Origin of the sequence: Flagellimonas sp., assembly GCF_965215805.1 — a bacterium.
Lineage (GTDB): Bacteria > Bacteroidota > Bacteroidia > Flavobacteriales > Flavobacteriaceae > Flagellimonas.
Genome location: NZ_OZ244124.1, coordinates 1125307 through 1138431, shown reverse-complemented (window position 1 = coordinate 1138431; position 13125 = coordinate 1125307). Strand labels below are relative to the sequence as shown.

Here is a 13125-nt window from a genome sequence, read left to right as displayed (position 1 = left end):
TTTAGTCAAGTATGGTAAGATAAGGGATTAACTTAATTGGCATTAACAACTTGACCACTACCAATGATTTGCTGGGTTATTGATGGCGCCCCTTGGTAGTTCACGTTGCCGGAGCCTTTGATGGTAACATCTAGATTATTTTGGACCCTCACATTACACTCACCGCTTCCAGCGGAATAAATGGTGGCATGTTTTACCGGGATTTCATACAGATTCAAATCACCACTACCGCGAGTATCTATCCTTAGGTTTTGTAGGTCGCCAAAACCTGAATTTGCTTTGATGTTTCCGCTGCTCCAAGAAGTGATACCAAGGTTCTCCATCGCATCAAAACCATTAATGGTGATGTCCCCGGAACTTTTGGAGACCACCTGCTCCAATTCTGGTAGTACGATATCTATGGAGAGTTCAAAGCTGGAATAACAACCCTCTTCCAAGGCGATGGTCCAACCCCCATGGTTTACTTCAGATTCCAATCTGTTGATTACATTGGCATGGCCAGTGGCTGTGACAATTTGCTCATTGCCTTGCGAAATACGAACATCGACCCCTTGTAGGTTGATTACCTTTTTAAAATCTCCAAGATAAATTGATTCGGTAACAATGGGTCCGGTGCCCACAACCTTTAAGGTTCCATTGCTGCAAAGCAAATCTTCGTCCACAACACCTATGGCGATATCCGAATAGCAGGCCGATAGTGCCAACGCGGTGGTGGTTAGTAAAATACAAACTCTGTTTTTCATAACGTTTATATGTTTTTTGATTTCTATTTGTTTTAAAACCGGGTTGCACACTCTAGTCGAAGAACCATTTCCTGACTGGGTAAATGCCTGTATTTTTTTATCGGCCTAAAACCATATTTGTTATAGAAGGCCCTGCCTATCTGGTTTTTTACAAAGACTTCTACCTCCAGTTGTTCAAACAAGAGGCCTACATAATTGACCAAGGCCGTTCCTATGCCCCTGGCATGCTCGTCTGTCAGCACAAAGAGTCCGCCTATTTCATTATTGGCCATGGAGATAAACCCAACGACCTCTCCGTCTTCTTCATAGACCCAGGTTTGGGAATCGGGCAGGTACACCTCCCTCATGTCTTTTTCAATTTTACTTACGAGGTCCGCATCTAGGAAATGGTGCGCCAAAGCTGTGGCTTCCCTCCAAATATGGATCAGTTGCTCTAAGTCCGCCGAGGTATGTTTTCGTATCATTTTGTTGTTTTTGTTTTTTAAATGGTTTGCCTACTGAAAGTTTATCCTGCACCCAGTAAAAGGATTAGAAGTGCAATTAGAAATTTGGCCAGTACGCCCATATCGATGATTTTAAATGATTGACGTGGCAAAAGTGCGGCCTCTAAATCACCTAAATGCCTTAAATGATGATTTGAGACCTTTTTGTTGGGAGTTGTACGGCCTACTTTGTAAACTGAGCCTTTTGAAATTCCTTTGGGGAGCTTCCAAGCTGCTGACGGAAGATGCGGTTCAGCGTAGCTTTGGAGTTAAAACCGCTTTCAAGACCCAGGGCAAGAATGGTATATTTCTGGTTTTCGGGCTTTTTTAAAAGTGCCGATAAATGCTCCACCCTAAAGGAGTTGACATAATCAAAAAAGGACTTTTCGGCCTTTGTGTTTATGGTTTGGGAAATCTTGTGGGTGGTTACGCCAAGGCGTTCGGCCAGACCATGAATTTTAAGCTGGGGCTCCAGAAATACCTTTTCCTGTTCAAACAAGGTGTTGATCTGCTGAAACAGGGCGTCCATATCTCGATCGGAGAGCGATGAGGTCTTGTATTTTTCACCTCGGGCAACGCTCTTTACGGGATTTCCATCCTCATTCCGTGGGGCATCTCTAAAATCGGCCAGGGCATATTGTTTGATGCCATTATAGCATAAGTAGAAGAGGGAAAGCACCATCACCAGATAGGATATGGCAAAGGGTGTTTTTATATCCTTGAGCACCCCTATATCGAAACCCACAAAAATCAGAAACCCAAGTATATCATTAAAGAGAAAAATAAGGGTAAAGTTCCGGAACCATTTTAAGTGGATAGGGTCTATAAAGGAATAATAGTTCCGGATGTCTTGGCCATAGCGCTTCATTTTTCTTAAAAACCAGATCAAGACAACAATTTCAAAAGCATAATGGGCCTTATAGAAAATCATGTAGCCCACAGGAGGGTCATTATACAGTTTGATGATTTTTTCATAAGAACCATAATCATTAAACAAAAAGAAATCCATCAGCAAAAAAATGGCATAGGCCAATGCAAAAGAGGGAACCCACCACCATGTTTTTCTAAGGCGGTGCTCCTCATCTGTAAGCACCAATCCATATAGGATAAAACTTGGAAAAAGAAAGCTGGAGACCAGCATTTGAAAAAGGTATTTTGGAGCGGTCAACCCTTGGGCAATAAGAACATAGGAGAACAACATTGCTGCAATAAGCAGAATGGCCAAAACAAGCAAGTAATCGCTGGTCCCTTTCTTTTTTTTAGGAAGAATGAACAAAAGAAAAATGAACAGTACGGTAATCCCTACTATATTTACATAGACCATATTAAAATCCCACGATGCCTTAACCTACAACAAGATAAAAAATCCCACAGAATCCAATGGTTGATAGGGCAGTAGAGCAACATCTTGGAGATTAAAACGGCGTTTCGATAAATGAAAACAATCACTTGGAAGTTACATTTAAAATCTAGCCCCGAGACGGTTTTTGAGCTTCTTTCCACATCGGAGGGGAGGGCAAAGTTCTGGGCCGAAAAGGCAGATGAGGAGAATGGTATGGTCCACTTTGTATTTCCCAACGGCCAGACCTATGGCAGCAAAGTTTTGGAATGCATTCCCAATCAAACATTCTGTTTGGACTACTTTGAAAGCTTGGTTAAATTCCATTTGGAACCTTCGGACAATGGTGGAACCGATCTTACCCTGATCAATGAAAATGTTGCGGAGGAAGAGTTTCATGAAGTTCATGCCGGATGGGTCTCTGTGTTGATGAACTTAAAAGCTACGGCAGACTTTCAATGCGATTTAAGAAACCATGACCCAAACAAGACATGGGACCAGGGGTATTTGGATAATTGATGACTATCCAGCACCCAAAATAATTCCTTACATTTCCTATCACAAACAATTTTCGAGGAGTACTTGTAAATCTAAAATCAATAAAATTGGCACAACGTAATTTTGGTAAAAGAGTTAAAACATTGGCCATCTTGTTTGGCTTTATGGCATTAATGGGGTGCAGTAACGATGCAGAAATATCACCTGACGCTATACTTGGTGAGTGGCTAACTGTGGGGCGTGAGACAAAATCCGGTGTTCCGGATGAGATATCATTTTGTGAAGCTCGCATTTACAGGAAGTTCAACACGGATGGCAGTATGGTCGCCAAATGGACAACAGGTGATGCCCCAACGGAATGTGCTGATTTGAGCCTCTCGACCTTAAAATGGAAAAACATTGGAAACAATAGATGGGAGCTGGGTACCGGGGTACTTGTTTTGGGAATTTTACGGTTAGAAGGAAACCGAATGGTGGAAGAGAACCAGGATAACGAGTGGGTTTACTTTTATGAAAGGAGATAGTCATTTGACATGGCTAACAGCGGAGGGATAAAGTGCGGAAGCAGATGAAGGAAATTTACGAGCCAAAATTTGTCGAGAACCTATTTGACAAAATGAGCAGCTCTTACGCTAGGGTCAACTATATAACCTCTTTTGGATTTAGCGAAAGATGGCGGCGGCAATGCGTAGAAGAACCCAAGATTCAAGAGGGAAAATATGTAGTCGACCTAATGACCGGCATGGGTGAATGCTGGAAACACATTCTAAAACCTTCCGACGAAAACTCAATTCTCATAGGGCTCGATTTCTCATCGGAAATGGTTAAACGCGCCAAGAAACGCAGGCATAGACACAAAGACTCTAAAATTGAGGTTCTGATGGAAAATGTCTTTGACAACTCGTTTGAAAGCGGAGTTGCAGATTATGTTATCTCTGGATTTGGGTTAAAGACTTTTAATCATGGGCAATTGGTAAAGTTGGCTGATGAAATCAGTAGAATTTTAAAACCGTGCGGGGAATTTTCACTCATAGATGTGTCCGTTCCCCAAAACAAGGTGCTGCGAACTTTCTATATGCTCTATCTAAAGAAAATCATCCCTATTTTAGGAAAACTCTTTCTGGGAAATCCAGAAACCTATAAAATGTTGGGCATTTATACGGAGAAGTTCGGTAATGCGAGAAACACGCTTCAAATTTTTGACCGCCCAGATTTTGAAGTGGAATATGTAGAGTATTTTAATGGCTGTGCCTCAGGAATTAAAGGAAGAAAAATAAAATAGCCGCGACCAACAACACATGTTCTGGAACAAAAAGAAAAAACTGCCAATAACCCAAGAGGACAAAGCTTGGATTGATGAAGACCTAAAATGGATGTGTACCGAATTTGGCGAGGAACACTTTTTGGAAATTCAAACCGTAACCCCAACCAAGGATTTCTATGAAAGAACCTTTGATGGCACCGAAAAAGATGCGGAATTCATTCTCGAACGAACCATGGAGTTGATGAATATTCGAGATACCAAAATAAAGCTGGAGTTCTTTACAGACCAACCCATTGAAATGGCCGATGGTACAATTTTGAGCACACCTGCAGACATTGATGGGAGTTGGGACAGTGCAGGCGGGACATATCAAAAAACCAATAAGGAAACCATAATTTCTATTGAACGGAGACAGCTAAAAACCCCAATATCATTAATAGCAACAATCTCACACGAATTGGCGCATCAAATTCTATTAGGAGAGAACAGGATAGAAGAAAATGACGAATATTTGACTGATTTAACTGCTATCGCTTATGGATTTGGGATTTTTATAGGCAATTCACGTTTTCATTTTTCGGCATCGGGCTTTGGGTGGCAATCCAGCGGACAAGGATATTTACCAGAACAAATTATTGCTTACGCAATGGCCTGGTTATCGAAACTTCGGAATGAGAATACTGATTACAGCCAGTTTTTGGACAAATCCCTTAAAAAATACTTTGACCAGAGCTACGGATGGTTGATGGAGAATGAGAAATAAATATTAGAATTTACAGATGAAAACACCAGACCACATTAACCTCAACGGCTATAAACATGTTTTATATGAAGGAGAGACGTATTCTTCAAACGAGTCTTTAGAGCGTAGCCAAGAATTTCATGAATGGTTGGATAAACGCAGGTCAGTTCGGGAGTTTTCGGACCAAAAGGTGCCCAAAGAAATCATTGATAATTTGATTTTAAGCGCCTCCACAGCACCTTCTGGTGCCCACAAGCAACCTTGGACCTTTTGTGCAGTGTCAAATCCTGCCCTGAAGACCGAAATACGAAAAGCTGCGGAAGCCGAAGAAAAAGAAAGCTACGAACACCGGATGAGTGAACGCTGGAAAAAGGATTTGGAACCCTTGGGAACGGACATGCACAAGCCTTTTTTGGAAATTGCTCCCTGGTTGATTATTGCCTTTAAAAAGGTCTACGAATTTGACGAAAATGGAGAAAAACACAACAATTACTACGTAAACGAGTCCATTGGGATTGCTTGTGGCATGTTGATATCTGCCATCCACAATGCGGGCTTGGTGACCTTGACCCACACCCCCAGCCCGATGAATTTTCTAACCAAAATTCTTGATAGGCCGAGCAATGAACGGGCCTTTTTATTGCTTCCAGTGGGCTATCCAAAAACCCCTACCTATGTTCCGGATATCCATAGAAAGGGACTGGATGAAATCGTTGTGTATTACGACTAAACAAATCGCTTTCCGACACCAATTCGGGTTAAGAACTCCAATTTCAAAATGAGGTTAACGGGCTTTTCTACCTTATTTCTTCTCGAGAAAAAAAGATAACCTTCCGAATACGAGTCGAGGCTTTCCAATTGCATTTTCCCATGATAATGGGGTTGGGAACACGCCAGTCCCATCATTTTTTCGCGGGTTATACCCTTGGAATTCAAGAAATCCAGCAGCTTTTTACGGTTTACAAAGGTGATGTTGCAAGCGGAAAATACGTCCTTCTCATCAATATAAACCCCAGTGACCAGAGAGTAGAAATCTGTTTTTTTGTTGGCGTCCAGAAACCAGCCTATTTTCTGTTCCCCACCTTTTTCATAACAGAGCTCGAAAGCAAAAGTGGGGAGGTTGGTGTTGAGGTAATCCAACTGAGCCTTTTCGTCAATATGGTATACCGCACCCGTTTGTTTGTGGGTGAATGTCAGGTCAACTCCTAATAGCTGTTCTTCTATATGGGAAGTACGTTTAAAAGAATAGCACTTCAAATACTTTTGGTACTGGCCATCAAGAAAATGGGAAAATAACCGCTCCCTGGATAAATCGTCTTTAAAGCTACTCTTCAAATTCCTGGGCTTTCCGGAACAGGGCGGCACCAATTTCTTTCACCACACCCACCACTAAGGCATTGCCCATAAAAAAAGCACGCTTGGCATCAGAAATGCCCTCAAGTTGGGTGTGATTGTCCGGAAACATGTTCAACCGTTCCAATTCAACTGGGGAAAGCCTGCGCATTCCCTTGGGTGTTTGCACCACATGTTTAAACCGGGATGGGGACTTTCCGCCCTCTCCGGTAATAATGGTTCTGGAAGGTTGATCAAGGGCATCTGGGAAAACCATACTGCCCTCACTGTAGTTATATTCAAAACCAGCTTTGGTTCTTCGAATTTCTTTTTTGGCCCCTTTTAAATATTCCCATTTTGGCCGCTCCTCTTCGGAGATAAACAGGCTTTCATCTGCACTTCCGTTTTCCAAAATATCGGCAAGCACCTGTCCCGTTTTTTGCAGAAGCGGTTCCGTTTTAAAGGAGGACACCCGTCCGTTAACGCACACTCCTGAATTTAAAAAAGGTGAAAGCCCTTTTTCAGTGTTGAACTCCTCTGAAAGTTCTACCAAACTTTGGTCTATGGAAAAACGCTGGACTTGTTTCGAGCTAGCTTTAACGGCAAATGCCGAGGCTAGCGTTCCTTGCTCCAAAATCCAATCTTTAGCGGAGGCTTTTTGCATGGATTTAAATAAAGGGGAAGATTTGTGGTAGCCCAGAAAAAAAACCCGCCTTCGGCGCTGGGGCATTCCATATTCGGCGGCATTGATCACCCGCCACTCCACCGCGTATCCTAGGTCATTGAGACTTTTCAACATGATGGCAAAATCCCGTCCACGTTGCGAAGAAGGAGATTTCAGGAGCCTATCCACATTTTCAAAAAAGAGGTATTTGGGCTTGTTTTCCTTTTCCGATAAAATCCGGTGGATGGACCACCAAAGCACCCCCTTTTTTCCAATGAGCCCCTTGGAGTTTTTTAAGGTTGTGGCCACGGAATAATCCTGGCATGGAAATCCCCCTACCAAAACATCATGGTCCGGAATTTCATCGGTGGATACTTCTTCAATATTTTGGTTGGAATGGTTGTCGGCCCCAAAACGGGCCTCGTAGACCATGGACGCATGCTGCATTTTTGTGGAGGGTTCCCACTGATTGCTCCAGACCACGTTAAAGTGCTCGGTGTCCTCCAATCCCAATCGGAAGCCACCAACTCCGGCAAAAAGCTCGCATACCGTCAACTGCATGCCCAAAAATAGGATTTTCTACAAGTCCTTCAGGATTCTGATGTAATTTTTCCACGGGCCCACGTCCGTGGCATAATGCTTTACCATTACCCGACTCATTTGATTAATATGAGCCAAATCATGCACAGTCCAAGTGGAAAGCAGCTGTCTTAAACTCACTTCCCCTAAATCGGGATGCACACCTTTTTTGTCCAAATCCTCCTCACTTAATTTCCAGGATTTAAGCTGGTTCAATGACGATTCACGAAGGCTGGCAAATTCCTCCAGCAGATCTTCCATGGTTTTCCCTTGGGACAATTTTTCCTGTGCAAAACGGTCAAAAGGCTCAAAAGTTTTATCGGAACCATCACCCAGAATTATTTCTGCCCTGGGAACCCAATCGGTTTGCTCTCCATGGATCAAATGGCCCAAAATGTCATAGGCGCTCCACGTGCGGGGACCTTCATTTATGGTGGCCCAGTTGGCGTCCAGTTCGTAGAAAAGGGCCTTGAAAACAGCGGGAGTCCGCTCCAAAATTTTGATGGATTTGTCTATATCGAAATTCATGATCATTGTTTTTTGGCCTTGGCCAATGATTGTTTAAAAGAAGCTACGGCCTTGGAAATATCATCTTCCGTAGTGGCCCAAGAGCAAATGCTCACACGGATAACCTTTCGGTTTTTCCATTGCGAACCTCCAACCCAACAGACACGTTCTTGTTGAATGTTGAACATGGTGTTCTGGGTCAGTTCATCTGTTTCGCATTGCACCAAAACTTGGTTGAAAACGACATCATTAAGCACTTCAAAACCTGCTATTTTTGAAATTTCATTTTTAAACTTGGTTGCCATGTGGTGCATGGTTTCAACCAGGTCTGTTACCCCTTCCCTGCCCAAATATTTCAATGCGGCCCACAGTTCAATGATTCGCGCTCGCCTGGACATTTCGGGGGTGTAGAACATCCCGTCCCTTTCTTCGCCTTTAACAATATAGCTGCCCGTCATGTGCAAAGCAGATTTTAGCGCCTCGGGATGCTTGCAAAGGACAATACCACTGTCATAGGGAGTGTTCAAGGTCTTGTGGGCATCCACGGCCCAGGAATGGGCATGCTCCATACCATGGGTAAGGTGGGAGAGATTTTTTGTGGCCCGGGCCCAAAGCCCAAAGGCCCCATCAATGTGAATCCAAGCTCCTTTTTCAGCCGCCTTTTTGCAGATTGCCTCAAAATCATCAAAGGAGCCGGAATTTACATTCCCCGCCTGTAGAATTAGAATACAGCTATCATCAAGTTCTGGGATTTGGGAGGGGATGATTCGGCCTTGGTCGTCTGTGTCCACCCATTCAATATTTTTATAGCCAAAACCTAGCAAGGAAATAGCCTTGATCACTGTGGAATGCGCTTGATTGCCCGTAATAACCCGCAGTTTTGGACTGCCGTTTAGACCATTTTCATTCACGTTCCATCCCAATTTTTCAAGTTGATGGAATCGACCAGCCGCTAAACCGCAAAAATTGGCCAAGGAGGTGCCGCTGACAAAGCCCGCGGCGGTATTATCGGCCAGATTAAACAGTTGCTGTAGCCATTGCTCAACAACGGACTCGAGCTTACTTCCGATTGGGGATAGCACTTGCATGGCTGGAGCCTGGTCCCAAACAGTTGACAGAGACTTAGCCGCAAGGGTAATGGGGAGTGAGCTGCCATTTACAAACCCGAAGTAACGGCCACCAAGAGTAGCAACAGTAGCGGAACCTCCATGAGTGTTCAACTGTTCCAGAATTTGCGCGGAATTCCCGCTTTGTTCAGGCAGGTTCTCTTCAAAATGTTTCAAGTTTTCCAGGGCTTCCTCGGAGGGGTATACATTTCTGCCGAATACGGTATCAATATATGATTTGGCATAGTCGTGAGCTGCTGTCAAGTCGGATTTGGTTTCCAACTCTTGAAGCATTTGTTCCTGCAGATTTTTCATATTGATATATTGAAAACTATCGATTTAAAAAGATAAAATTTTTAGAGCTCTTTGCTCATTTCCTTTACATAGGCTTTAATGTTTTTCTCATTGCGTTGAAAGTAGGTCCATTTTCCAATGCGGGTAGGGGTGATGAGCCCAACATTTTGAAGCTGGGATAAATAATTGGATATAGTGGACTGTGAGAGGCCGGATTTCTCAAAAATATATTGCCCACAGACCCCAAATCTAAAATGCCCCAATTCCTTATGCGGCGGAAATTCCTTGGAAGGTTCCTTCAGCCATTTAAGGATATCCACTCGGGTTTTGTTGGAGAGTACTTTATTTATTTCAATGACATTCACTTTTCAAATATAGTAAATATCGAGATATGTCGATATATAAACTTGTCAAACACGGGCAGAAAACGGAATTATTCAATCAAATTCTTGTCTTCATCATAGAGGCCTATTAAGAGGCTATTGCCATTTCCATCCACTTTGACACCGCCATATTTGGCATTTTCATACTTCTCTCCTTCACCTTCCTGAAAAAAATAGGATTCGGCTCCAATGTTGATGTTGTTCCAGCTCTTTTTGGTATAGTTGATTAAAAATTCACCAGGGTTCAATGGCAATTTTTCACGCTGTACCCTAAAATGGTCAATGGTGTTGTCCGAATGGAGGGTAACTACGCAGAAACCAGTTTTGGAGATTTTATCATAATCAATATCACCAGATATGCCATAACGTAACCTCATATAATCCCCCTGAATTAGGGAGCGGGGATCCACTGGGGCGAGTTCTAGAAGGATGAGCTGTCCATCCTCCAACAGTTTCTCCTTTTGAACAACAGAATTGCTGAACAGCACCAGTACCAAGACCAAGTTTACCAATATTACAATTTTCTGAATGTGGTTCATTTCTTGGTCATTTTAAGGGTGAACAAATAGAAAAGTAGAAATACCACTCCAGATGAAAACAAGATTATAGACTTTGTCAGCAGGGTCAGGTTGAGGTCGTAGTAATATTGTGAAACAAAATAGGTTAGAGCAATGATTCCAATAGCCAGACCCGTTTTGTAATTTATTTTATAACTCAATAATATGATCAGGATTGCACCTGAGATTGCGGGCGCCATGACGGCGGGCAACAATACCGCCACGCTAAGGATGTAAATCAGGGTTTTGGTATTACCAGAGACCACGCCAACCACCTTTATCAAATCCCTTACCAAATAAAGCACGGCCAAAAAAGATACAACTGAAGAGAGCCAGATATAGTTTTGATCAATGGGAAACAAATCTCGCTTGCCCAAGGCAATCAATCCAATTAAAAAGGAAAACAGCAATCCAATTCTTAGGGGGCCGTACAGTTTGGAAAGCTTATTACCCGATGTAAGGAACTTGGCCTCGTTGAGAAAACAATATACCAACAACAGCGCATAAACCGCTAGGTACAAGTGAATCGAATTATACTGGTCATTGGAAATGATCAAAATCAGCAAGCAGCCACTCACTCCAAGAATGGAGAGAAAGGACAGCATATAGGTCTGTGTAACAAACAAACTGCCCAAGGCCGCATTCAAGACCAAAAGAGTAACCATATCCTCATTTACTTCCAAGTTCAATAAACTTATGATGACCAAGGCAAAGCCTATAAGGTAAATGGAGATGCTAAAAGTGTCTATGATGAGCCGATCGAACATTTTGTTCAAGATCAAAGCGCTAGATATTAATAGTACACCCAGCACCATCATTCCCACTTCGGAGTCGTAGACCCCTAAAATGAACAGAAAGCCCAAAAATGCCAAGGAAGCCAAAAAGCCACCAAAAATGGAAAGCACCTTGATGGCCAAACTGGAAGCTTCTCTCTTATCCTGACCAAGAGCTTCCAAAATGGCGCTTTCATCAGATTGAAAGTGCTCCCCTTCCTTTTTTTGGATGGTTGCTAGAAAAGTCTTTACCCGATTTGCGCGTTCCATTTTCTGTGAAGTTTTATGAGCCACATGATTAACAAAGTCACACTGCTTATAATGAACAAGCTAATAATCAGAAACATTCCAGCATCACCCGATAGTTTGATCAGAAATGCAGAAAACATAATAATCGAGCTAAAGCCAATGACGGAAAGGTAAAAGGCACTTTTGTTCTGTAAGCCATATAATACCCCTGCCACATAAAGTAGCAGTACAGTAAACAGGAGCATATAAAATGCAGTCTCTGGCGGGTCAAAAATTCCTATACAGACACCCATGGTGGCATAAACAATGGCTGCTAACGCAATCAAATGTGTAAACCAGGACGGGGTATTTATATTTTTAGCCCATTCGGAACCCAAAAGAAATACTACGAGAATAAAACTATTGACCCCAAACAACAAGGAATGAAGAAAGACATCTGACCAGCCATGAGCGACCTGCTCTGCATAAAGAACAATAGTAATGTTTATCAAAGTGATGAAAACGGTCCATAGGGGTGCAAAATTTACAATGGCTACCCAAATGGCAATTAGCAAAGTCCAATTGAGAAATAGGTCATACGCATTGGCACCTGTCTGGTACACTTGCCCAAAAACGGCTAGGAATAACCCAACCAAAACAGCGCTTGCCGTAAGTAGGGCCTTTTTAACCAATGGATTCAGCTTGGCCAATACCGCTGTTAAGGTAGTGGCCACCAAAAGGCCGCTGATCAAGCCGAGTTTGGCAAACTTGTGAAGCGCATCCCAATTATAGGCAAAGAAAAAGATGATACCTGCCACCGTGAAGGAGACTCCGAGGCCCAAGAAGAAGACTTTCAAGAATTTTAACCAGTCCCCGGACGCATTGTAAATATGATCATGTAAAGCCTTGGACACTGAAGAAGTAGACCAGTTGCTATTTTTTGCAATGATTCGAATTTCCTCCCTGCGGATTTTTTCCATATGCAGAAAGATAACAAAATAGTAGGTCTGTTTGGCACTAAATTGATGGATGGCTCATTTGACTTTATAGCTTGGAATGGAGAAAGCTTATTTTGCGGTTCTTCGTTGCCGTAAGATCAAAAGGGTAATTAGATAAATCAATACAATCCCAAAAGGGATGGCCACAAACCGATGTTCAGGCAAAGCATACCAGAGACCTAGAACCAGAAGGGTTCGGGTAGCTGCATGGAAGATCCCAACCCAATGTTTAATGATCCAAGAAAAGGGAATCCACATTCCCCCCAAAAGGATTCCAACCGTTAAGGGAAGGGAAGTGTAGTCCACTAGAAAAAAGGGTATGGCAATGGCGTAGACCATTACGGCCTGACCTACGGTATAAAAAAACAAAGCATCAAACTCGTTTTTGGCCTTATTCCTGGCTAAAAAATTCTCGCCGGTAAACTTGGAAATGAACATGGCCAAATACACAATACTCCCAGTTCCGATGAAAAGCACCCAAACTGTGGCCTTGGCAGAAAGGAAAAGGGAAGCAATGCCCACCAATGCCCACATAATGGCGCCTGCCAAAGGAGTTGCCAAGAATTTGCTGCTTGCAAAAGCGATGCGTTGTTTTTCCAAAGAAGCTCCCTTGTTTTCCATAGTAGACATGTATTT

The 13125-nt window shown here is 42.8% G+C and carries 17 protein-coding genes; 5 read left to right on the top strand and 12 right to left on the bottom strand.

All coding sequences use genetic code 11. The features are described 5' to 3' along the window. Positions 1 to 32: 32 nt before the first annotated feature. The 3 genes from ACOOE0_RS05125 to ACOOE0_RS05115 all read right to left on the bottom strand — a co-directional run bounded on the left by ACOOE0_RS05125 (position 33) and on the right by ACOOE0_RS05115 (position 2549). Entirely contained in the window at positions 33 to 743 is a 711-nt protein-coding gene (locus ACOOE0_RS05125) for a GIN domain-containing protein (protein WP_420401402.1), read from the bottom strand. Positions 744 to 775: 32 nt separating this feature from the next. After that, a complete protein-coding gene (locus ACOOE0_RS05120; protein ID WP_420401401.1) occupies positions 776 to 1207 on the bottom strand; it encodes a GNAT family N-acetyltransferase in 432 nt (143 codons plus the stop codon). Between the two features lie 202 nt (positions 1208 to 1409). After that, on the bottom strand, positions 1410 to 2549 hold the full coding sequence (locus tag ACOOE0_RS05115) for a helix-turn-helix domain-containing protein (RefSeq protein ID WP_420401400.1): 1140 nt from the start codon (positions 2547 to 2549) through the stop codon (positions 1410 to 1412). A gap of 111 nt (positions 2550 to 2660) precedes the next feature. On the opposite strand from ACOOE0_RS05115, the gene ACOOE0_RS05110 reads away from it, so the two are divergent. The 5 genes from ACOOE0_RS05110 (at position 2661) to ACOOE0_RS05090 (ending at position 5798) form a co-directional block, all read left to right on the top strand. Next, positions 2661 to 3083 (top strand): SRPBCC family protein, encoded by a 423-nt coding sequence (locus ACOOE0_RS05110; RefSeq protein WP_420401399.1) that lies wholly within the window; start codon positions 2661 to 2663, stop codon positions 3081 to 3083. Between the two features lie 86 nt (positions 3084 to 3169). Then, positions 3170 to 3586, top strand: a complete 417-nt coding sequence (locus ACOOE0_RS05105) for a hypothetical protein (RefSeq protein ID WP_420401398.1) — start codon at positions 3170 to 3172, stop codon at positions 3584 to 3586. A gap of 44 nt (positions 3587 to 3630) precedes the next feature. After that, positions 3631 to 4344: a class I SAM-dependent methyltransferase gene (locus tag ACOOE0_RS05100; protein WP_420401397.1), complete on the top strand. Its 714-nt coding sequence runs from the start codon at positions 3631 to 3633 to the stop codon at positions 4342 to 4344. A 16-nt stretch (positions 4345 to 4360) separates the two neighbouring features. Beyond that, complete coding sequence (locus ACOOE0_RS05095) at positions 4361 to 5089, top strand: hypothetical protein (RefSeq protein WP_420401396.1); 729 nt, start codon at positions 4361 to 4363, stop codon at positions 5087 to 5089. Between the two features lie 16 nt (positions 5090 to 5105). Further along, positions 5106 to 5798, top strand: a complete 693-nt coding sequence (locus ACOOE0_RS05090; protein WP_420401395.1) for a nitroreductase family protein — start codon at positions 5106 to 5108, stop codon at positions 5796 to 5798. On the opposite strand, the gene ACOOE0_RS05085 is transcribed toward ACOOE0_RS05090, so the two are convergent. The 9 genes from ACOOE0_RS05085 to ACOOE0_RS05045 form a co-directional block, all read right to left on the bottom strand. Beyond that, positions 5795 to 6403, bottom strand: coding sequence for a hypothetical protein (locus ACOOE0_RS05085; RefSeq protein WP_420401394.1), 609 nt, complete (start codon positions 6401 to 6403; stop codon positions 5795 to 5797). The genes ACOOE0_RS05090 and ACOOE0_RS05085 overlap by 4 nt on opposite strands. After that, positions 6393 to 7625 carry a DNA (cytosine-5-)-methyltransferase gene (dcm, locus tag ACOOE0_RS05080; protein WP_420401393.1) on the bottom strand — a complete coding sequence of 411 codons (1233 nt, stop codon included), beginning with the start codon at positions 7623 to 7625 and terminating at the stop codon, positions 6393 to 6395. The genes ACOOE0_RS05085 and dcm overlap by 11 nt, the downstream gene beginning before the upstream one ends. A gap of 18 nt (positions 7626 to 7643) precedes the next feature. Beyond that, positions 7644 to 8171, bottom strand: coding sequence for a DinB family protein (locus ACOOE0_RS05075; protein ID WP_420401392.1), 528 nt, complete (start codon positions 8169 to 8171; stop codon positions 7644 to 7646). Between the two features lie 2 nt (positions 8172 to 8173). Beyond that, positions 8174 to 9571 carry a pyridoxal phosphate-dependent decarboxylase family protein gene (locus tag ACOOE0_RS05070; RefSeq protein ID WP_420401391.1) on the bottom strand — a complete coding sequence of 466 codons (1398 nt, stop codon included), beginning with the start codon at positions 9569 to 9571 and terminating at the stop codon, positions 8174 to 8176. A gap of 41 nt (positions 9572 to 9612) precedes the next feature. Continuing rightward, positions 9613 to 9915 carry an ArsR/SmtB family transcription factor gene (locus tag ACOOE0_RS05065; protein WP_420401390.1) on the bottom strand — a complete coding sequence of 101 codons (303 nt, stop codon included), beginning with the start codon at positions 9913 to 9915 and terminating at the stop codon, positions 9613 to 9615. 68 nt (positions 9916 to 9983) lie between these two features. Then, the gene (locus ACOOE0_RS05060) at positions 9984 to 10472 is read right to left on the bottom strand and encodes a GDYXXLXY domain-containing protein (protein WP_420401389.1); all 489 of its coding nucleotides are present in this window, start codon (positions 10470 to 10472) and stop codon (positions 9984 to 9986) included. Continuing rightward, complete coding sequence (locus ACOOE0_RS05055) at positions 10469 to 11533, bottom strand: DUF4401 domain-containing protein (protein ID WP_420401388.1); 1065 nt, start codon at positions 11531 to 11533, stop codon at positions 10469 to 10471. Before ACOOE0_RS05055 ends, ACOOE0_RS05060 begins: the two co-directional genes overlap by 4 nt. After that, a complete protein-coding gene (locus ACOOE0_RS05050) occupies positions 11512 to 12471 on the bottom strand; it encodes a DUF2157 domain-containing protein (protein ID WP_420401387.1) in 960 nt (319 codons plus the stop codon). Before ACOOE0_RS05050 ends, ACOOE0_RS05055 begins: the two co-directional genes overlap by 22 nt. A gap of 87 nt (positions 12472 to 12558) precedes the next feature. Beyond that, entirely contained in the window at positions 12559 to 13110 is a 552-nt protein-coding gene (locus ACOOE0_RS05045; RefSeq protein WP_420401386.1) for a DUF7010 family protein, read from the bottom strand. Between the last annotated feature and the right edge of the window lie 15 nt (positions 13111 to 13125).